The sequence below is a fragment of the Micromonospora sp. NPDC048894 genome, assembly GCF_040649765.1.
GTDB classification, from domain to species: Bacteria; Actinomycetota; Actinomycetes; order Mycobacteriales; family Micromonosporaceae; genus Micromonospora; species Micromonospora antibiotica.
In genome coordinates, this window is the sequence record NZ_JBEZFY010000005.1 from 103,260 (window position 1) to 124,326 (window position 21,067).

The 21,067-nt window shown below is 74.0% G+C and carries 16 protein-coding genes; 5 read left to right on the forward strand and 11 right to left on the reverse strand.

Annotated elements, in window-relative coordinates; translation table 11 throughout:
• Positions 1-60 precede the first annotated feature (60 nt).
• On the forward strand, positions 61-1,701 hold the full coding sequence (locus tag AB0C22_RS12635; RefSeq protein WP_357534951.1) for a glycoside hydrolase family 13 protein: 1,641 nt from the start codon (positions 61-63) through the stop codon (positions 1,699-1,701).
• Between the two features lie 512 nt (positions 1,702-2,213).
• On the opposite strand, the gene AB0C22_RS12640 is transcribed toward AB0C22_RS12635, so the two are convergent.
• From AB0C22_RS12640 to xylA, 3 genes are all read right to left on the reverse strand, one after another.
• Entirely contained in the window at positions 2,214-3,626 is a 1,413-nt protein-coding gene (locus AB0C22_RS12640) for an MFS transporter (protein ID WP_219464399.1), read from the reverse strand.
• A gap of 207 nt (positions 3,627-3,833) precedes the next feature.
• The gene (gene xylB, locus AB0C22_RS12645) at positions 3,834-5,321 is read right to left on the reverse strand and encodes a xylulokinase (RefSeq protein WP_219464400.1); all 1,488 of its coding nucleotides are present in this window, start codon (positions 5,319-5,321) and stop codon (positions 3,834-3,836) included.
• Positions 5,322-5,332: 11 nt separating this feature from the next.
• Positions 5,333-6,520, reverse strand: coding sequence for a xylose isomerase (gene xylA, locus AB0C22_RS12650; protein WP_208568456.1), 1,188 nt, complete (start codon positions 6,518-6,520; stop codon positions 5,333-5,335).
• 73 nt (positions 6,521-6,593) lie between these two features.
• Between xylA and AB0C22_RS12655 the strand changes: the two genes are divergently transcribed.
• From AB0C22_RS12655 to AB0C22_RS12665, 3 genes are all read left to right on the forward strand, one after another.
• Entirely contained in the window at positions 6,594-7,856 is a 1,263-nt protein-coding gene (locus AB0C22_RS12655; RefSeq protein WP_219464401.1) for an ROK family protein, read from the forward strand.
• A 182-nt stretch (positions 7,857-8,038) separates the two neighbouring features.
• Positions 8,039-9,661, forward strand: a complete 1,623-nt coding sequence (locus AB0C22_RS12660; RefSeq protein ID WP_357534954.1) for a PP2C family protein-serine/threonine phosphatase — start codon at positions 8,039-8,041, stop codon at positions 9,659-9,661.
• 149 nt (positions 9,662-9,810) lie between these two features.
• Positions 9,811-10,794, forward strand: a complete 984-nt coding sequence (locus tag AB0C22_RS12665; RefSeq protein WP_357534956.1) for a cobalamin-dependent protein — start codon at positions 9,811-9,813, stop codon at positions 10,792-10,794.
• Positions 10,795-10,804: 10 nt separating this feature from the next.
• Here the strand turns inward: AB0C22_RS12665 and AB0C22_RS12670 are convergent, their stop codons facing one another.
• Positions 10,805-11,317, reverse strand: a complete 513-nt coding sequence (locus AB0C22_RS12670; protein ID WP_208568506.1) for a MarR family transcriptional regulator — start codon at positions 11,315-11,317, stop codon at positions 10,805-10,807.
• A gap of 93 nt (positions 11,318-11,410) precedes the next feature.
• Here AB0C22_RS12670 and AB0C22_RS12675 point away from each other — a divergent pair, with 93 nt between their 5' ends.
• Positions 11,411-12,544 (forward strand): PP2C family protein-serine/threonine phosphatase, encoded by a 1,134-nt coding sequence (locus tag AB0C22_RS12675; protein WP_357534958.1) that lies wholly within the window; start codon positions 11,411-11,413, stop codon positions 12,542-12,544.
• A gap of 32 nt (positions 12,545-12,576) precedes the next feature.
• Here the strand turns inward: AB0C22_RS12675 and AB0C22_RS12680 are convergent, their stop codons facing one another.
• The 7 genes from AB0C22_RS12680 to AB0C22_RS12710 form a co-directional block, all read right to left on the reverse strand.
• Positions 12,577-14,049: a sugar transferase gene (locus AB0C22_RS12680; RefSeq protein ID WP_255598569.1), complete on the reverse strand. Its 1,473-nt coding sequence runs from the start codon at positions 14,047-14,049 to the stop codon at positions 12,577-12,579.
• Positions 14,050-14,282: 233 nt separating this feature from the next.
• Entirely contained in the window at positions 14,283-16,025 is a 1,743-nt protein-coding gene (locus AB0C22_RS12685; protein ID WP_357534960.1) for a substrate-binding domain-containing protein, read from the reverse strand.
• A 168-nt stretch (positions 16,026-16,193) separates the two neighbouring features.
• Positions 16,194-17,225: a lactonase family protein gene (locus tag AB0C22_RS12690; protein WP_219464407.1), complete on the reverse strand. Its 1,032-nt coding sequence runs from the start codon at positions 17,223-17,225 to the stop codon at positions 16,194-16,196.
• Positions 17,226-17,333: 108 nt separating this feature from the next.
• Complete coding sequence (locus AB0C22_RS12695; RefSeq protein WP_208568448.1) at positions 17,334-17,936, reverse strand: ATP/GTP-binding protein; 603 nt, start codon at positions 17,934-17,936, stop codon at positions 17,334-17,336.
• Entirely contained in the window at positions 17,917-18,306 is a 390-nt protein-coding gene (locus tag AB0C22_RS12700) for a DUF742 domain-containing protein (protein WP_208568447.1), read from the reverse strand. The genes AB0C22_RS12695 and AB0C22_RS12700 overlap by 20 nt, the downstream gene beginning before the upstream one ends.
• Positions 18,296-18,718 (reverse strand): roadblock/LC7 domain-containing protein, encoded by a 423-nt coding sequence (locus AB0C22_RS12705; protein WP_219464408.1) that lies wholly within the window; start codon positions 18,716-18,718, stop codon positions 18,296-18,298. The genes AB0C22_RS12700 and AB0C22_RS12705 overlap by 11 nt, the downstream gene beginning before the upstream one ends.
• The gene (locus AB0C22_RS12710; RefSeq protein ID WP_357534963.1) at positions 18,718-21,060 is read right to left on the reverse strand and encodes a nitrate- and nitrite sensing domain-containing protein; all 2,343 of its coding nucleotides are present in this window, start codon (positions 21,058-21,060) and stop codon (positions 18,718-18,720) included. Before AB0C22_RS12710 ends, AB0C22_RS12705 begins: the two co-directional genes overlap by 1 nt.
• Positions 21,061-21,067 lie beyond the last annotated feature (7 nt).

The window sequence follows — 21,067 nt, forward strand, 5'->3', positions numbered from 1 at the left end:
CGGCACGCTCGACACAGGGAGAAGGCTCTGAACACCGACGCGAGGCAGCAGGACCAGTCCATGGGCGTGGCCCACGGATGGTGGACCGAAGCCGTCATCTACCAGATCTACCCGCGGTCCTTCGCCGACTCCGACGGCGACGGCATCGGTGACCTGCCCGGCATCACCGCCCGGCTCGGGCACCTGGCCGAGCTGGGTGTCGACGCCGTCTGGCTGTCGCCGTTCTACCCGTCGCCGCAGGCCGACGCGGGCTACGACGTCGCCGACTACCGCGACGTCGACCCGCTGTTCGGGAGCCTGGCCGACGCCGACGCGCTGATCGCCGAGGCCCGCGCGAAGGGCCTCAAGGTGATCGTCGACCTGGTGCCCAACCACACCTCGTCGGCGCATCGCTGGTTCCGGGCCGCCGTCACCGCCGCCCCCGGCAGCCCCGAGCGGGCCCGGTACATCTTCCGCGACGGCCTCGGCCCGGACGGCGCGACGCCGCCCAACGACTGGCAGAGCGTCTTCGGTGGCCCCGCCTGGACCCGGCTCGTCGAGCCCGACGGCCGGCCCGGCCAGTGGTACCTGCACCTGTTCGACACCGCCCAGCCCGACCTCAACTGGGACAACCCGGAGATCCGCGCCGAGTTCCTGGACGTGCTCCGGTTCTGGCTGGACCGGGGGGTCGACGGCTTCCGGGTGGACGTGGCGCACGGCCTGATCAAACAGGCCGACCTGGCCAACTGGGAGGAGCCGCAGGAGATCCTCTCCGGCAACGAGGCGGACAAGCCGCGCCCACCCATGTGGGACCAGGACGGCGTCCACGAGATCTACCGGGACTGGCGGCAGGTGCTCGACTCCTACGACGGCGCGCGGATCCTGGTCGCCGAGGCATGGGTGGAGCCGGCCGAACGGATCGCCCGCTACGTCCGCCCCGACGAGATGCACCAGGCGTTCAACTTCGAGTACCTGCTCGCCGCCTGGACGGCCCCCGCCCAGTACGCGGTGATCACCCGCTCACTGGAGGCCACCGACGCCGTCGGCGCCCCCACCACCTGGGTGCTGTCCAACCACGACGTCATCCGGCACGCCTCCCGGATGGGCCTGTCCGCCCAGGGCGGCCGACCCAACGGCATCGGCATCGGCGACCCCCAGCCGGACGCCGCGCTGGGCCTGCGCCGGGCAAGGGCGGCCACCCTGCTGATGCTGGCCCTGCCCGGCTCGGCCTACCTCTTCCAGGGCGAGGAGTTGGGGCTGCCGGAGCACACCACGCTGCCCGACGAGGCCCGGCAGGACCCGACCTGGGAGCGCAGCGGCCACACCCAGCGGGGCCGGGACGGCTGCCGGGTGCCGATCCCGTGGGAGGCCGACGCCCCGTCGTACGGCTTCGGCCCGACCGACGCCAGCTGGCTGCCGCAACCGCCGCTGTGGGCCGAGTACGCCCTGGACCGGCAGCAGGGGGTGGCCGGTTCGACGTACGAGACGTACCGGACCGCGTTGCGGCTGCGGCGCGAGCACGGCCTGGGTCGGGGCACCCTGGAGTGGCTCTCCTCCGGCGACGAGACGCTGATCTTCCGCAACGCCGGGCTGACCGTGCTGACCAACTTCGGCACGGCCGCGGTGCCGCCCCCGGCCGGGGAGCTGCTGCACAGCAGCGCGCCGCTGGACGCCGACGGCCGGGTTCCCACCGACGTCACGGTCTGGGTCCGGCACTCCTGACCCACTCCGGCACCGCCGGGCGCTGCATCCACCCGTTGGTGCAGCGCCCGGCGGTGCCCGGCGCTCGGGCGGCTTCACTCCCGACGGTGCCCGGCGCTCAGGCGGTGCAGTTCCCCGGCGGTGCCGACGCTCGGGCTCACCGGTGACACCTGCCGGGCGGGACGGGACCGGGGCCCGGGTACTGCCGGTCGCGTCCTTTCGAGCTGATGACGTCAGCGACTCACCGACCCGGATGACACGCACCCACCAAAGTGACGACAGCAGCTCAGCGGCGGAAGACCCGCCCCAAGCCGATCGGCCGGGAACGTCCCGTCCCGCCCACACCGGCCTCTCAGCCACGATGGCGGGCCACGGACGGCGACGCGTTCGGGCTGGCTGGTGATCCGTCAACGTCATCAGCTCGAAAGGACGCGACGGGGTGTACCTGCCCGGCCCGACCGAGCGGGAGCGACACGGCCCCGGCAGGCAGGCCCCGGCAGGCAGGCCCCGGCAGGCAGGCCCCGGCGGGCAGGTCAGCGGCGGGCTGCGCGGTCGTGCAGCAGGTCGCGAACCGCGGTGATGTCGCGGGGTGAGGTGCGCGAGGCCAGCCAGTACATCAGCCCGGTAGGGATGAAGAAGAGCTGGAACGCGGCGAGCCCGACCGCGTAGTTCAACGGCGGCGGGAAGGCCACCCGCAACGCGTGGAAGGCCGCCCCGACCAGCCCGTTGCCGGCTGCCCGGCCGACCCCGTTGACCAGGTTACCCAGGCTGTAGACGGTGCCCCGGTGCTCCGGCGGGTTGACGTCGGCGATCAGGGCGAACCAGTTCGGCGAGTTCGCCGAGGTCAGCGCCAACGCCACCAGGGCCGTCAGCAGGCTCAGCCCGACCGTCGGCTCGGTCACCACGCTGGCCAGCACCGCACCCACCACCGCGCCGGTGCCGCCGCCGTCGGGCACGTCGATCCGGATCGGCACGAAGAACAGCACCAGGTAGAACGGCAGCGCCGCGAGGATGCCGACCGCCGCGACCAGGGCCCGCCCCCGGGGGGTACGCCGTTGCAGCGCGTCCCCGGCCAGCCCGCCGACGATGGAGAACACCCCGCCGAGCTGGAACAGGGTGGCGAAGACGCTGCCCACCACGACCGCCGTCGCCGCCGAGTAGCCCTGCCCCTGCGCCCGCTCGGCGAACAACACCGGCAGCCACACCAGCGAGCCGAACGCCGCCTGCGCGGTGAGGCCCTGCATGATCAACCAGCGGTTGGTCCGCCGGCCCAGGATGCGCGGCAGGTCGGCCCGGGTGATCCGGTAGTCGTACTCGACGCCCGCCTCGATCGCCCCGGCCAGCTCCGGTTCGCTCTGCCCGCGCCGGATGTCGTACGTCAGCAGGTAGGCCACCGTGGCGGCCAGACCGACCACGGTGAGCAGCAGGAACGGGCGTCGCCAGTCGGTCGCGCCGAGCAGCCCGCCGGTGAGCGTGCCGGCCAGGGTGCCGACCCCCTGGGACAGCCCCCAGAAGCTCATCACCAGCCCCCGGCGACGCGGGGAGATCAGGTCGGTCACCACAGAGAACCCGACCGAGCCGACCGCACCCAACCCGACCGCGGCGACCAGTTGCGCGGCGAGGAACGTCGGGAAACCGGTGGCGAACGCGCTGCCGCCGGTGCCGGCCGCCCAGACCAGTGTGCCCACCATCAGCAGCGGCTTGCGGTTGGTCCGGTCGCCGACGTACGCCCAGGCCACCGCCGCGACCGCGCTGACCAGGAAGCTCACCGCCGTGACCAGGCCGAGCATCCGCTGCGGCACCCCCAGCGCCCCGGAGATCGGCCCGTACAGCGGGGGCACCAGGCCGATCGCCACGTTGTCCAGCGAGGCGAGCACCACGAACACCACGACGCTGTAGAGGCGGTGCGCCGTGTTTCCGCGCCGGGGCATCCTGCTGCCGGTCATGTCCGGCAGCCAACCAGGTGGGTCTCCCGGCCCGACGGGCACCCCCGCCGGGGCGGCACCGCCGACCCCGTCCCTGCGGGATCACCACGCCCGACAGGTGGCCGGGCCCTCGTCGGAGGTGACCGGCAGGACCACGGGGGACCCGGTCGTCGACCGGTGACCGGCCCCCGTGCGCCGGTCACCGGTCGACGTCGCCGGTCGGGTGGATCACTCCCCGGTCGCGGCCACCCGGTCGAGGGTGTGGTCGCGGGCCTCGGCGTACCGCTGCCGGATGGCGGGGACGGGCTCCGCCGCGTACTCCTCGGTGTCCTTCGGCGCCCAGGTGGGCGGGGTCGCGCCACCCAGGGCGAGCCAGGCGGCCTGGCGGGCCGCGCCGTCGGCGACGTACTCCCCTGGCGGGGGCACCAGCACCGGGCGACCGAAGACCTGGGGCGCGATCCGGCGGACCGCCGCCGAGCGGGCCCCGCCACCGACCAGGATCACCCGCTCGACGGTGGCCCCCTGGGCGACCAGCGCGTCGAGGCCGTCGGCCAACGCGCAGAGCATCCCCTCGACCGCCGCCCGGGCCAGGTGGGCCGGGGTGGCGGTGCGCAGGGTGAGGCCATGCACCGAGCCGGTGGCGGTGGGCCGGTCCGGGGTCCGCTCCCCTTCCAGGTAGGGCACCATGACCAGGCCGTCCGCCCCGGGTGGGGCGCTCAACGCCAACTCGGACAACGCGTCGAGGTCGACGCCGAGCAGCGTCGCCGCCGAGTCGAGCACCCGGGCCGCGTTGAGCGTGCAGACCAGCGGCAGGAACCGGCCGGTGGCGTCGGCGAAGCCGGCCACCGCGCCCCCGGCGTCGGCGGCGGGGGTGTCCGCCACCGCGAAGACCGTGCCGGAGGTGCCGATCGAGACGACCACGTCGCCCGGACCCGCGCCGACGCCCAGCGCGGCGGCGGCGTTGTCCCCGGTGCCGGGGCCGAGCAGGACGTCCCCGCCCGGCGTGGGCGAGCCCGCAGCGCCGTCGGGCCGGCCGGCGGCACCGCCCAGCACGCCCGGGTCGAGCACCCCGGCCTGCTCGGCCGGGCCGAGCACCGTGGGCACCTCGACGACCCGACCGAACGCCTGTTCCAGCAGGTCGGGTCGGTACTGCCCGGTGGCCGGCGACCAGTAGCCGGTGCCGCTGGCGTCACCCCGGTCGGTGCGCAGCGCCGCCAGGCCCGGGGCGCCCGCCAACCGCCAGGTCAACCAGTCGTGCGGCAGGCAGACGGCGGCGACCCGGGCGGCGTGCTCCGGCTCGTGCCGGGCCAGCCAGCGCAGCTTGGTGGCGGTGAAGCTGGCCACCGGGACCAGCCCCACCGCGTCGGCCCAGAACCGGCGGCCGGTCTCCCCGCCGCCGGCCTCGGCGATCAGGTCCCGGGCCGCGTCGGCGGACCGGGTGTCGTTCCACAGCAGCGCCGGCCGGACGACCTCGCCCGCCTCGTCCAGGCAGACCATGCCGTGCTGCTGACCGGCGACCGCCACGGCCGCCACGTCGGCCAGCCCGCCGGCCGCCTCGACGGCGGCCAGCAGGGCATCCCACCAGGCCCGTGGGTCGACCTCGGTGCCGTCCGGGTGCGGCGCGCGGCCCTCACGGACCAGCGCGCCGGTCTCCGCGTCCCGGATCACCACCTTGCAGGACTGGGTGGACGAGTCCACCCCGGCGACGAGCGGCATGCCGGGCCGCCTCAGCGCGCGCCGAGCAGGTGCTCGACGGCGAGCTGGTTGAGCCGGACGAAGCCGAAGCCCTTCGCGGCCGTCGCGTCCACGTCGAACTCCTCGAACGCGGACCGGTCGGCGAGCAGCCCGGCGTAGCCCTCACCGTCGCCCAGCGTCGGGCTGGCCAGCTCGCCGACCTTGCTGGCGGCGAGCGCCTCCACGACCTCCGGGTCGGCCCGGAACGCCGCCGCCCGCTCCTTGAGCAGCAGGTAGGTCGCCATGTTGGCCTCGGCCGACGCCCACACCCCGGCGATGTCCTCGGTGCGGGAGGGCTTGTAGTCGAAGTGGCGCGGGCCGTCGTACGCCGGACCACCGTTGGGGCCGCCGTTCTCCAGCAGGTCCACCAGGGCGAACGCGTTCATCAGGTCGCCGTGGCCGAAGACCAGGTCCTGGTCGTACTTGATGCCGCGCTGGCCGTTGAGGTCGAGGTGGAACAGCTTGCCCTGCCAGAGCGCCTGGGCGATGCCGTGGGCGTAGTTGAGGCCGGCCATCTGCTCGTGCCCGACCTCCGGGTTGAGGCCGACCATCTCGGGGCGGGCCAGCTCGGAGATGAACGCCAGCGCGTGCCCGACGGTGGGCAGCAGGATGTCGCCGCGCGGCTCGTTCGGCTTGGGCTCGATGGCGAACCGCAGGTCGTAGCCCTGGTCGACGACGTACTGGCAGAGCACGTCAACGGCCTCGCGGTAGCGGTCCAGCGCGGCCCGGATGTCCTTGGCCACGTCGTACTCGGAGCCCTCCCGGCCGCCCCACATGACGAAGGTCTTGGCACCCAGGTCGGCGGCGAGGTCGACGTTGCGCAGCACCTTACGCAGCGCGTAGCGCCGGACGTCACGGTCGTTGCTGGTGAAACCGCCGTCCTTGAACACCGGGTGGGTGAAGAGGTTGGTGGTGACCATCGGCACGACCAGCCCGGTCTCGTCCAGCGCCTTGCGGAACCGGGCGAGCTGGGCCTCCCGGGCGGCGTTGTCGGCGCCGAACGGGATCAGGTCGTCGTCGTGGAAGGTGATGCCGTACGCGCCCAGCTCGGCGAGCCGGTGCACGGCCTCGACGGCGTCCAGCTCAGGGCGGGTGGCGTCGCCGAACGGGTCACGGGCCTGCCAGCCCACCGTCCAGAGCCCGAAGGAGAACTTGTCGGCGGGGGTGGGACGGGGTGCCATGGCAGACCTCCGGTGGGGATGATGGTGGTGGCGGTGGGTGTGTCGCCCGCAATTTGTTCAGTGGTTGAATTAAATGGCCGTGCTGTGGCACTGTCAAGGGGTGACCGAGACCCGGACCGTCGGCGCGGTCCGCCAGGGAAGCCTGCGCGAACTCAACCTCGCCGTGGTGCTGCGGCGGATCGCCGACACCGGCCGGCCGCCCTCCCGGGCCGAGATCGCCGCCGACACCGGCCTGACCCGGGCCACCGTGTCCGCGGTCGTCGACGACCTGATCGCCGGCCGGCTGGTCACCGAGGCCGATCCCGCGCCCCGCACCGGTGCCGGCCGGCCCGCCCGAGGGCTGCTGCTCGGCGACACCGGCCCGGCCGGGCTCGGCCTGGAGGTCAACGTCGACTACCTCGCGGCCTGCGTGGTCGACCTCACCGGTGCCGTCCGGCACCACGAGGTACGCCGGATCGACCTGCGCCCCCTCTCCCCCGCCGACGCGCTCACCGCCCTGGTCGCCCTGGCCCGCCGGGCGCGTACCGTCGCCGACGACGCCGGACTCGGCCTGGCCGGGGCGGCCCTGGCCGTGCCGGGGCTGGTCGACGCGCGGGGCCTCGTCCGGCTCGCCCCCAACCTCGGCTGGCGGGACGTGGACGTGCCGGCCCTGCTCGCCGGTCACCCCGCCCTCACCGACCCGGTCGACGGGGTGCCCCCACTGGTGGTGGAGAACGAGGCGAACCTCGCCGCGCTCGGCGAACTGCACGCCCGCCCCGGCGGCCCACAGAGCTTCCTGCACGTCTCCGGCGAGATCGGCATCGGTGCCGGGATCGTGCTCGACGGGGCGCTCTTCCGGGGTTCCCGGGGCTGGAGCGGCGAGTTGGGCCACGTACCTGTCGATCCGGGTGGTCCCACCTGCCGCTGCGGCGCCCGGGGCTGCCTGGAGACGTACGCCGGGCAGGAGGCCGTGCTGGCGGCGGCCGGGCTGGCGGGCGCGGACCTGCCCGCCGACACCGCCGCCCGCCGGCTGGCCGACCTGGCCTGCTCCGGTGACCCGGCCGCGCTCGCCGCGCTGAACGCCGCCGGCACCGCCCTCGGGGTCGCCGTCGCCGGGGTGGTGAACCTGCTCGACCTGGACACCGTCGTGCTCGGCGGCGGATACGCGACCCTCGCGCCGTGGCTGTGCCCACCGGTGCTGGCCGAACTCGACGACCGGGTGCTCACCAGCGGCTGGTCCCCGGTGACGGTGCGCCCGGCGGCGCTCGGTGCCGAATCCGCCGCCGTCGGCGGGGCCGGTTCGGTCGTCCGCCGGATCATCGCCCGGCCGTCCGGGTGGCTGTCCCACCCGCGCTGACCCCCGGTTGTCGGCTGGGCGATCGTCACCCCACCTCGGTACGCTTTCCCTGAGGCAACGATTCCTACCGAGGAGAGCACTCCCAGCATGCGCAGAGGTCGACAGACCGACGCGCCCGGCGACCGACGGTGACGACCACCCGTCGGGACGGGCGCGCCGGTCCGGTCAGCGGGGATGGCCCGGTGTCGCACGCGCCGGCCCGGCCGCCGGCGGACCAGTCGCTGCCGGCCGACCCCCAGCTGGCCCGGGAGCTGCTCGACGGTCTCGCCGAGGCCGTGGTCACCACCGACCCTGCCGGGCGGGTCACCCTGGTCAACGCGATGGCCGGGCAGCTCCTGCCCGAACTGGCCCCCGGCGTCGACCTGGCCGCGCACACCGTGCCGGCGCTGGCCCGGGCGGTCGTCGAGGGCACCGGGACGTTCGACGCCGAACACCACGGCCGCCGGCTGCGCGGCGTCTGCCGCCCCCTCGCCACCGGCGGCTGCGCCTGGTATGTCCGCGACGTCACCGACGAACAGGCCCGCACCGACGCGCTGCTCGCCGAGCGCTCCCGCACCGCCTTCCTGGCCCGCGCCGGCAGCCGACTCGGGCTGTCCCTGCACCGCGAGCAGACCCTGCGGGCCACCGTCACCCTGCCGGTGCCCTACCTCGCGGACGTCGCGCTGGTCGTGCACCGGTCACCACAGCCCGGCGAGGACCTCCCGCACTGGTTCCGGTACGCCGACGGCGAACCCGGCCCGGTCGGCGGGGTCGCCAGCCGGCAACTGGCCGGCGCGGTCCCCGGGCTCGTCGAGGCGCTCGACGGCGAGTCCACCGACCCCAGCCCCTGGCTCGACGCCGAGCTGGCCGACCTGACCGCCGTCCTGCCGGAGACCTTCGGCCGCCCCGGGACCGTGCTGATCAGCCCGATGCTCAGCGCGGGTGGGCCGGCTGGCGCGTTGATCCTGGTCCGGCGGGCGGGGCGGGCCGGTTTCGACCCGCGCGACATCGAGCTGACCAGGGAGTTCGCCGCCCGCGCCGGGTCCGCGATCGCCGCCGCCGAACTCTACGGCGAACAGGCGCACCTGGCCCGGGTGCTCCAGCACAGCCTGCTCCCCCCGCAGCTGCCCCCGGTGCCCGGCGTCACCCTCGCCGGTGGTTACCGCTCCGCCGGGGACAGCCTGCGCATCGGCGGCGACTTCTACGAGGTCTTCCCCACCGCCACCGGCGCCCTGTTCGCCCTCGGCGACGTCTGCGGCAAGGGGGTCGGCGCGGCCGTGCTCACCGGCCGGGTACGCCAGTCGTTGCAGACCCTGCGACTGGTCGAGCAGCGCCCCCACGAACTCGTCCAACTGCTCAACCGGGCACTGTTCGACTCCCCCGACGCCGCCCGGCGTAGCCAGTTCACCACCCTGCTGCTGGGCACCACCGAGCCGGGGTCCGACGGCGGGGTCCGGGTCCGGATCGCCGGCGGCGGGCACCCGTCCCCCCTGGTGGTACGCGCCGACGGGAGCATCGTCGAGGTGCGGGTGGGCGGGATGCCGATCGGTGCGTTCGCCACGGCGACGTTCGCCGAGGTGGAGGTGCGGCTCGCCCCGGGGGAACTGCTGCTGGCGTACACCGACGGGGTGACCGAGGCACGCGGTGGATCGGCGGCCGTCGAGATGTTCGGCGAACACCGGCTGCGGCAGGCGCTCGCCTCGGTGGCCGGGCTGCCGCCGTCCGCCGTGATCGACTGGTTGCTCCAGCTCGTCGACGAGTGGCTCGACGGCGAGAGCCACGACGACATCGCGATGCTGGCCGTCTGCGCGGCGGAACCTGCGTGACCCGACCGACCCCGGACGAACCCACCCGGGAGGAACCGGGCCGGGCGACCGGCGAGGAACCGGCCGGTACGCGCCGACCGCCACCGGAAGATCCTGGGCGGGTCACACCGGAAGATCCGGGGCGGGTCACACCGGACGGACCGGGGCGGGTGGCACCGGGTGTCGTCCAGGCCTACCTCGGCTGCCTGGACCGGGCCGACCTGGGCGGCGCCATCCGGCTCGCGACCGGGCTGCTGGACGCGGGTGCCTCGGTGGCCGACGTCCTGGTGGACCTGGTCGCCGTCGCGCAGCGCGAGGTGGGGCTGCGCTGGCTGTCCGGCCGGTGGAGCATCGCCCAGGAGCACGCGGCCACCCACGTCAGCGAGCAGGTGGTCGAGGCGGTCGCCGCCCACACCGCCCCGACGGACGACCGGGGCCACGTGGTCCTGGCCTGTGTCGAAGGCGAGTGGCACGCGCTGGCCGCCCGGATCGTGATGGAGGTGGTCCGCGCCGCCGGCTGGCGGGTCACCTTCCTCGGCGCCAGTGTGCCGGTCCGGCACCTGGTCTCCTACCTGCATCAGACCGGCCCGGACGCGGTGCTGCTGAGCTGCGTGCAGCCGAGCCGGTTGGTGCGGGCGGGGCGGATGGTCGAGGCGTGCCGGGCGGCCGGGGTGCCGGTGGTGGCCGGCGGGCCCGGTTTCGGCCCCGAGGGCCGCTGGGCCACCGCGGTCGGTGCCGCCGGCTGGGGCGCCACCGCCCGGGACGCCGTCCGGCTGCTGTCCGGCCCGCTGCTCGCGGCCCCGCACACCGGTGCCGCGCCGACGGCCGGCTCCGACGAGTACGTACCGGTGCTGCGTCGCCGTCGGGAACTCGTCCAGCTCGTGCTCCGCGAGGTCACCCCCGCGGCGGAACGGGCGGAGGAGGTCGCCGGGGTCGTCGCCCAACTGGTCGACGCGCTGGCTGCGGCGATCCGGATCGGCGACCCGCAGCTGCTGGTCGAGTTCGTCCGTTGGCAGGCGGGGGTGCTCGACACCAGGGACGGGGCCCGGCTGGTGGACGACGTGCTGCGGGTGTGTGCCACCGCGCTGACCGAGCATCCCCGCTCGGCCGACCACCTGCACCGGGCCCGGACCGCACTGGCCACGCCACCGTGACCGGCCCGGGTCAGGCCGAGCGGGCCGCCGGTGGGTCGGCGGAGCCCGGACCGGGCTGGGTGGGTGGGTGCGGTGCCGACCGGAACTCCACCGCCGGCCCGGTCTCCCCCTCCCGGGCCCGCGCCACCCGGTCGAACTCCACCAGACCGCGCAGCAGTGCCTGCCGCCCCTCGCCGCTCATCCCGGCCAGCACGTCGGCGAGCCGTTGCCGGCGGTCCCGCCGCAGCTCAGCGAGCAGGCGGATGGACTCCGGGGTCAGGTGCAGGGCGATCTCCCGTCGGTCCGACCGGCCCGGCTCCCGCTCCAGCATGCCGGCGGCGACCAGTCGGTCACAGAGCCGGCTCGCCGAGGAGAGCAACATGTTCAGCAGGGCGGCGAGCCGGCGCAGGTTGATCCCGTCGTACCGCTCGACCACCATGACGGCGCGCAACTGCGCGCCGGACAGCCGGCTGGTGGTGTTCTCCCGGGCCGCCTCCCACACAGACAGCAGGGTCCCCGTCGCGCCGTCCAACTCGGCGGCCATACTCACGTCTGATCCGTAAGGACCACTCTCTTCGGCCATGGTGGGCCCGAGACTACCCCCCGTACCAGGGGATCTGCGCTTTCAGGAGGCGTGATGACGAGCGGACCCGAGGCCCGGGCCCGGCAGGTGCTGACCGAATCTCCGGCGGACCTGCTGCTGGACCGGCTCGCCGGGGAGCTGACACGGGCCTATCGGATCACCGACGTGGAGCTGTTCCAGGTCGACTACCGGTTGTCGGTGCTGCTGCCGCTGGCCGGTGGGGAGCCCGTGAGCGGCCCCGGTCACCCGGCCTGGCGCTGCTTCGACCACCAGCAGCCGGTGCTCACCGAGGGGGTGGGCTGGTTCCCCGTCGGGATGCGGGGTGAACGGCGCGGGGTGCTGCGGTTGGCCCCGGTGCCCGACGACCGGGCCACCGTCGGCGAGTTGGCCCGCATCGCCACCGCCCTGGGGCACGAGTTGGCCGCCGTCACCGCCGGCACCGACGTGTACCGCACCTCGCGCCGGGCCCGCCGGCTCACCCTGGCCGCCGAGATGCAGTGGGAACTGCTGCCGGGACGCAGCCGGGACCGGCCGTCGTTCCGCCTCGCCGGCCAGCTCGAACCGGCGTACGCGGTGCGCGGGGACAGTTTCGACTGGTCCGACGACGGCGACCGGCTGTGGCTGTCGACGATCAACGGGACGGGTGAGGGGGTGGCCGCCTCGATGCTCACCGCGTTGGCCACCCACGCGCTGCGCAACGCCCGCCGGGGCGGACTGGGCCTCGCCGACCAGGTCGCCCTCGCCGACCAGGCGATCTATGCCCTGCACGGGGGTGAGCAGCACCTGTCCGCCCTGGTCATGGAGCTGGATCTGGGCAGCGGTGTGCTGACCGCGGTGGACGCCGGGTCGCCCCGGTTGATGCTGCTGCGCGACGGCGAGGTCACCGAGCAGGTGCTGGACAAACAGTTCCCGTTGGGCATGTTCGAGGGCACCGACTACCAGCACCAGCGTTTCGAGCTGCGCCGCGGTGACCGGCTCTTCGTCCTCAGTGACGGCGTGCTCGACGCGACGGACCGGCACGTCCGGTACGGGGAGACGGCGCTGGAGCGCTTCCTGCGTCGTACCGGACCGATGACGCCGCTGGACGCGGTCCGCTCGCTCATCGGTGACCTGCGCGCCTTCGTGGCCGGTGACCTGGTCGACGACGCGGTGGTCGTCTGCCTGGACTGGCCCGGCCCGCACCCGTGAACCGGAGTGCGGGCCGGGCCGCGGGGGCCGGGTCAGTAGGCCCCGCGCCCGCGCAGCACCGCGCCGAAGGTCTTCCACAGGATGGTCAGGTCGGCGGCGAGTGACCAGTTCTCCACGTAGTAGAGGTCCAGCCGGATGCCGTCCTCCCAGCTCAGGTCGGACCGGCCGCTGACCTGCCAGAGGCCGGTCATGCCGGGCTTGACCAGCAGGCGGCGGGCCACGTCGCCGTCGTAGCGGGCCACCTCGGAGGGCAGCGGCGGACGGGGGCCGACCAGGCTCATCTGCCCGAGCAGCACGTTGACCAGCTGGGGCAGCTCGTCGGCCGACCACTTCCGCAGCAGGCGGCCGATCCGGGTGACCCGCGGGTCGTCGCGCATCTTGAACATCAGCCCGTTGGTCTCGTTGCGGGCCGCCAGTTCGGCGAGGAGCGCGTCGGCGTTGACCACCATGGTGCGGAACTTCAGCACCCCGAACTCCTGGCCGCCCTGCCCGACCCGGGTCTGCCGGAACAGCACCGGGCCCCGGCTGTCCAGCTTGACGGCGAGCGCGATCACCGCCACCAGCGGCAGCAGCAGTGCCAGCGCCACCGCGGCGGCCGACCGGTCGACGAACTCCTTGACCAGCTTGCGGGCCCCCCGGAACTCGGGCGCCTCGACGTGGATCAGCGGCAGCCCGGCCACCGGCCGGGTGTGGATGCGCGGCCCGGCCACGTCGGTGAGCGCCGGGGCGACCACCAGGTCGATCCCGGTGCCTTCCAACTGCCAGCCCAGCCGGCGCAGCCGGGTCGCGGTCAACTCGCCGGACGCGGTGACCGCGACGGTGTCCGCGCCGATCGCGGCGGCCGCCTCCGGGATGCCCCGCAGGGAGCCGACCACCGGCACGTCGCTGAGCCGTTGCGGCACGGGGGCGAGCAGCGCGTCGGGGATACACGCGCCGACCACGTGGTAGCCGGCGTACGGCTCCCGACGCAGGGTGTGCACCAACTCCAGCACGTGTGCGGTGTCCCCGACGACGAGGACCCGACGGGACCATCCGTCGCCCCGGCAGCGGGCCCGGTGCAGCGCCTTACGGGCGGCGAACCGGGTGACCACCAGCCCGACCGTGCCGACGGCGAAGGAGATGCCGAGGAAACCCCGGGAGACCCCGGCGTCGAAGATGTAACCGGCGATCGCGACCCCACCGGCCAGGCGCAGGCTGGCCCCGCTGACCCGCCGGTACTCGTCGGCCCCGTAGCCGAGTACCCGGTCGTCGTAACAGCGCAGTGCCTTGAGCGAGACCAACCAGACCAGCACCAGGGCCGGTGCCACCACCACGTACGGGATCTCGGAGCCGCGCGGCACCGCGTCGCCGAAGCGGGTGGCGTAGCCGGCGAGGACCGCCAGGGACAGCACGGCGGTGTCCAGCACCACCAGGGTGCGGACGTAGCCCCGCTGGTTGGCCTGGGAACGGGTACCCGCCGATCGGCGACCTGGCGCCGACGGCGGGGTACGGACGGGCGTGGACAGCGTTGCCGAGGTCACCCAACCTCCCCCACATCACACTTGTCGGCTCCGAGCCCGATGCTCACCTCTGGCGGGGCCTGCCGGCCGGAGCGCTCCCGACATCCTGCCCCACAATGATGCTCACCTATTGCTTCGGACGCATTACTGTCAGTTTTCTTTCGCCGCCGAGATGGCGGAATCCCATCACCGCGTTATTTCTCACCGAATGCAGCGATTCGTTTGCCCTGTGCGACGGCTCAACGCGGCGCGTTCGGACGCAACGCGATGGCCTTCAGGAAGATGTCACCGATCTTGGAGGGGTCCTCGGTGACGAAGGCGCCACCACCGGTGACGCTGGTGATCGACTGGAGTTCGGTCTTGGAGACCTCACTGCCGATGCCGATGATGACCACCTGCACCGGACGCTCCGGATCGTTGAGCTGCTTGAGCCGGGTGATCAATCCGCTCTGTGAAATGCCGTTCTTGTCCTCGTTCTTACCGTCGGTGAACAGCACCACCGAATTGACCCGGCCGGGCTCCCAACCGTCCTGGACCGTCTTGTACGCCGCCAGCATGGTGTCGTACAGGCCGGTGTCGCCGCTGGACGGGCGGATGCCGGCGAGCCCCTGCTCCAGTTTGGCCCGGTTGCCGGAGAGCGGGTTGATCGGCTCGATCTCCCGCCAGTCCCGCGAACCGACCAGTTCGGTGGAGAACGTCCACAGCCCGATCGACCAGGAGTCGTCGAAGAGGTTCAGCCCCCGGCTGGCCGCCGCCACGGTCACCTGTTCGCGGCTGGCGTTGTTGGCCGACGGGACCGGGGCCTTCATCGACCCGGAGACGTCGATGACACAGAGCATCCGCCCGGACTGGGTGGCGATCGACCAGCCGGAGACCGCACGGTCTATGGCCACCGGGTCCAGGCCACCCGCGGCGGTCCCGCCGGACGGCGGCACCGCCGTACCGCCGCCGGCCGGGCTCGGCGCACCCTGCGGTGCCTTGAAGCCGTCACCCCAGTTGCCGTCCGGGGCACGCAGCGACTGCACGGCCAGCCGGTTCTTGAAGCCCTGCGTGGTGAGCAGCTCGAAGAGCACCTTCGCCGCCGACGCCTTGGTCTGGTCGATCCCGGGCAGCACCGCGTAGGGGTAGTCCAGCGGCATCGGCGACGGCTCCAGATAGAGCGCGGCCAGCGGGATCGGCGGCTTGGTGTTGTTGTAGGCGATGACGTCCTCCTCCGACAGCGCGGCGGCGCCGAGCGCGCTGGCGATGGAGGTCGGGTCGTTGGAGCGCGGGAACCGGGCCAGCAGGTCCTGCCGCAGCGCCGACCGGCCGGTGGCCAGCGCCCGCAGGGCGGCCGTGGTCGCCTGCTGGGCGTCGCCGCCTCCGCCGCTCGCGGCGGCGGTCAGGGAGAGCAGGCCGGAGAGCCCGGCGGCGTCCTGGGTCGGCTCGACGATGCCGGCCCGCAGCGGCTTGTCACTGCGGACGGCGCGCAGCATGTCGTTCCAGGTGAGCTTCTTGTCCGGCCAGCCGAACTTGGTGGTGGCGACCGGCTGCGGCATGGCCACCACGACCGGGCTGCGGGCGATGGAGGCGCCGTTGCCGGGCGCGAACGCGGTGGCGCCGCCGCTCTTGAGGCGCAGCAGCCAGGTCGACGAGTCCGGGATCCAGACGTCGGGGGTGACCGCGGTGCCGCTGGCCTGTCCCACCCCGGCGAGGCTGGCCCCGTGCTTACTGGCCACCGCGGCGGCCACCTCCACCGGCTCGGAGGCGGCGACGTTCACCTTGATGCAGGTGCCACCGACCGCCGCGCCGTCCGCCACCCACTGGGCCGCCGCCGCCTCGACGGCCGGTGCCACCTCGGGCGCGGCGGCCACGCCGAGCTGGATCCCTCCTGAGCAGGACGGTCCGGCCAGCTGCTGGTAACCGACCCAGGAGCCGCCGACCACGACGACGAGCGCGGTCGCCGCCGCGGCGGCGCCCGCTCCACGGATACTTGAACGCATGCGATGGCGGCCAGACACGCTGACCATCTTGCGTATCTCGTGCGCTTACTGCCACAACCGTTCGGACGAAAGTTACGCAGGAGAAACAGTTGATCACTATTTTCCCACTCTGCGTAATCAGACCGTTTCGTGACGTGGCCCGAATCCACCCTGGACAACCGGCATCTGTCAGGGCAGTACGCAGGTCGGGCTGCCGGTCGACACCGGCTCACCCACCGGCGACGGCACGCCCGAGTCCGGGTCGACCCAAAACACCCGGATCATGTCGGCCCGTTCGTCGGCCACATAGAGGTGCCGCCCGCTCAACGTAAAGTGCCGGGGCCACTCCCCACCGGTGTCCACCTCGTCGACCAGCCGCGGCAGGTCCCCGTCGAGAGCGAAGACCGCCACCGTGCCCACCCCGCGGTTGCCCACGTAGAGGAACCGGCCGTCCGGCCCCACGGTGATCTCCGACGGCTGGACGTGGCCGGCCCGCGCGCTCGCGTCCACCCGGCCCCGCTGGTGCAGCACCCCCTCGGCGGTCACCTCGTAGGCGGTCACCGTCGCATCCAGCTCACCGGCGAGCCAGCAGCGCCGCCCGTCGGGATGCCGGGCCAGGTGCCGGGGACCGGTGCCGGGGGCCGTCCGCACCCGGGGGGCCCGCGGCGTCAGCCGGCCGGAGGCCGCGTCCAGGTCGTACCGGTAGATCGAGTCGGTGCCCAGGTCGACGACGAGCAGCGGGCCGGCGCCGGGGTCGGGCGACACCATGTGGCAGTGCGCCTGTTCCTGCCGCTCCGGGTCCGGACCGTGCCCCTGGTGGATCACCAGGTCGGTGCGTTCCCCGGGCACCCCCCGCCCGTCCAGCGGCAGGACGGCGACGCTGCCCCCGCCGTAGTTGGCGACGAAGAGGTGCCCGCCGTCGGGAGCGACCGCCAGATGGGCCGGCTCGGCACCCCCGGTCGACCACACCCCCAGCGGGGTCAGCCCGCCGTCAGGGCCGACGTCGAAGGCGCTCACCTGCCCCTCGGGCAACTCGTTGACGGCGTACAGCACCGGCCGGGCGGGGTGGCGGGCGAGGAAGGACGGCGACGGGGTCGACGCGACCGTGCCGAGCAGGGTCAACTGCCCCGACTCCGGATCGCGTCGGGCGGCGACGATGCCCTCCCCGCGCCCGCCCGACCGTGCCGTGTAACCGCCGATGTGGACGATCGTGCCCGTCACCGAACCACCCTCCGCCGAATCCGCCGTCGATCTCCAGGCTTCCCGCAATCCCCGGCCGTCACCCCTGATTTCCGGGTTTTCCTCACCGGCGGGACCCGGCCGGCCGGTTCAGCCCACCGGCACCGGTTCCCCACGCTGGCGGGCCACGTGCTCCACCAGCGAGATCAGCACCAGCTTGCCGGACTGCCGGTCCCGGGCGTCACAGAGCACCACGGGCACCTCCGGCTCGATGTCCAGCGCCTGCCGGACCGCCTCCGCGCCGAACCGACGGGTGTCCTCGAAGCAGTTCACGCCCACCACGAACGGGATGCCGCGCTGCTCGAAGTAGTCGATCGACGGGAAACAGTCGGGCAGCCGGCGGGTGTCGGCCAGCACCACCGCGCCGAGCGCGCCGAAGGCCAACTCGTCCCAGAGGAACCAGAACCGATCCTGCCCCGGGGTGCCGAACAGATAGACCTGGAGGTCGTCGGTGATGGTGATCCGACCGAAGTCCATCGCCACCGTGGTGGTCGATTTGCCCTCCACCCCGGAGAGGTCGTCGGTGCCGATGCCGGCGTCGGTCAGCACCTCCTCGGTCTGCAACGGCCGGACCTCACTGAGCGCACTCACCAGCGTCGTCTTGCCGGCACCGAAGCCACCGGCGATGAGGATCTTGAGGGCCAGGGGCAACCGGGCCGGTGAGGGGTCGCGCTCAGAGCGCACGTAGTCCACTGACCACCGCCTTGAGAATGTCGTTGTCGGGAAGGCCGGCGGCGGCCGGCGGTTCGTGCACGGTGACCAGCCCACGGGCGAGCAGGTCACCGAGGAGGACCTGGACCACGCCGAGGGCGAGGTCCAGGTCGGCGGCGAGATCCACGACCGCCACCGGTTGCCGGGCGCACTCCACCAGCCGGCGGTGCTCGGGTTGCAACCCCGGCTGGCCGTACGGGTCGACGCCCGCCGCGGCCAGCACGAAGGCCACCAGGTCGAAGCCGCCGACGGCAGGCCGCACCCGACCACCGGTGAGGGTGTACGGGCGTACGACCGGCCCGGCTGCGCCGTCCAACCACTCGTGCTGGTGACCCGGCTGCTCAGCCCGCATCGGCGATCCCCGCCGCCGCCCTGGCCGGCGCGGTCAGGTTCTCGCCGACCCGGACGACCAGCATCGCCATCTCGTACGCCACCAGGCCGATGTCCGCGTCCGCCGCGCAGGCCACCGCCAGGCAGGCCCCCTGACCGGCGGCCGTCACGAAGAGGTACGCCTCCTCCATCTCCACCACGGTCTGCCGGACGCCACCGGCGGCCAACTGCCGGCTGGCCCCCTTCGCCAGGCTGGAGAAGCCCGAGGCCAGTGCGCAGAGGTGCTCGGCGTCGGAGCGGTCCAAATCGGCGGACGCGCCGAGCAGCAGGCCGTCGGCGGAGAGGATCACCGCCTGCCGGGCCGCCGGCACCCGTTCCACCAGCTCGTCGAGCAACCAGCCGAGATCAGCGTTCTGCCGTGTCGTGTGCACCACTAGGCGTCCCTCTCAGTCGCGGTCGAATCGGACGTCGCCGCCGGGCCGGCCGGTGACGGTGGCACCCCGACGCCGTCGGTCCGTCCCGGCTCGTCGCCGGCGGTCGGGTCGGGCCGGGCCGGCGGCGCCGGGTGGACGCCGCTGCTGTCCAGGCGCCCCCGGGCGGTACCGGCCTGGAGGGCCGACATCTGCCGGCGTACCTCCTCGGGAGAGCGGGCGGCGGGCGCGTCCTGACTGGCCGGGGGCAGCTGGTGGGCGGCCGGCCCCCGACGGCGGACCCGACGGGGCAGACCGTCGCCGTCGGGGGCGGCCTCCACCGACGAGGTACGGGCCGGGGCGAACGGCAGCACGGTCTGCTCCGGCCGTTCCCGGGTGGTCCGGGTGGTCCGTGGTCGGGGCAGCGTGGTCAGCCGGGACACCGACGCCGCCGGGCGGTCCCGGGTGGGCGCGGCGATCGGCGGCTCCTCGGTGACCAGGTCGGCGGGGATACGCACCAGCGCGGTGAGCCCGACCGGCGTGCCGGCCCGCAGGGTGACCTTGACGTCGTGCCGGGCGGCCAGCCGGGACACCACGAACAGGCCGAGCCGGGCGCTGTCGGCCGGATCGAACTCCGGCGGGGTGGCCAGCCGCCGGTTGGCGTCCTCGATCGCCTGGGGCGACATCCCCAGCCCGTGGTCGGTGATCTCGACGAGGTAGCCGTCGACGACGGGCGTCCCGGTCACCTCGACCCGACGCTCGGGCGGGGAGAACGCGGTGGCGTTCTCGATCAGCTCGGCGAGCAGGTGGATGACGTCGGCGACGGCCCGGCCGAGCAGTCCGGCCGGGCCGACCCGGCCGATGTCCACCCGGTCGTACGCCTCGACCTCGGAGATCGCGCCGCGCAGCACGTCCAGCAGGGCGACCGGCTGCCGCCAGCCCCGCCCCGGGGCCGCGCCGGCCAGGATGACCAGGTCCTCGGCGTGCCGGCGCAGCCGGGTGGCGAGGTGGTCCACGCGGAACAACTCGGCCAGTTCGTCCGGGTCCTCGGCGCGGCGTTCCATCCGGTCGAGCACCGCAAGTTGCCGGTGCACCAGCCCCTGGCTGCGCCGGGCCAGGTTGAGGAAGACCTCGTTCAACCCCCGTCGCAGCGTCACCTCGTCGATCGCCGACCGGACCGCCACCCGGCTGACCTCGGTGAACGCCCGACCGACGTCGCCGATCTCGTCGGCGCCGTAGGACAGCGGCGGGGCCTCCCGGGCCACGTCGACCTGCTCACCCCGGCGCAACCGGGTGACCACGTCGGGCAGCCGGTGCTCGGCCAGTTCCAGCGCGGCGGCGCGGACCGCGGACAGCCGGCGGGCCAGCGTCCGGCCGACCCGGACGGCGACCAGCAGCGACGCCACGATCGCCGCCAGCCCCAGCACCCCGGCCACACCGAGCCGGGCCAGGATCGTGACGGCGACCGGCACCGAACGCTCGGCCAGCCCGTCGGCCTGGCTCAGCTCGAAGTCGCGCAGCTCCTGCTGCACCGCTTCCTGACTGGCCTGCCAGGTCCGGGCGTCGATCGGCGGGACGGCGGACGGCCCGACGGTCAGCAGCTGCTCCTGCATGGTGCGCAGCCGGACGAACGCCTCCCCCTCCACCAACCGCTGGTAGGCGGCCCGGTCGGCGGCCGGCAGGTCGGCCACGGACGCCTCCGCGACGAACCGCTCGTTGGCGATGGTCTGCACCAGCCGCAGGTGCTCGCCCTCGGTGAACCGGCCGGTTACGAACGCACCGGCCAGCACCGCGTCGGTCTGGCCGAGCAGCTCGCGGGAGCGGCCGAGCGCGGTCAGGGCGAGCGCCTGCCGGTTCAGCTCCGCGTCGGGCAGGGCCGCCGTGGCGGCGAACGCCTGGAACGCCGAGGAGATCATGCCGCTGTAGAGCCCGATCGCGCCGGCCCGGTCGACCTGCCGCCGGTCGATGAACCCCCGACCGGCGGGCAGCGCCTCCAGGGCGGCGCCGAGCGCGTCCAGCCGGGCGTTGAGCAGGTCGCCTGCGGCGTCGCGTAGCTGCTCCCCGGCCATCAGCCGACGCAGCTCGACGATCGCCTCGTCGGTGCGGCGCCGCTGTTGCGCCAGGGCGGGCAGGGTGTCGGTGCCGGCCAGGTGGATCACCGAGGCCCGGCGCTCCCGTTGCAGCTCGGCCACCACCTGTTCGCCGGGCCGACCGAAGTCCGACAGCAGGGTCCGGGCGGCGAGCAGGTCGAGAGCCGGCCCGAAGGTCAACGTCGTGGCAAAGATCCAGAGCGCCAGCAGGGCGGCCACGGGGGTGACGACCAGGGCGGTCAGCTTGGCGCGGATCGGCCAGTCGCGGGTGTCCATGATTCCT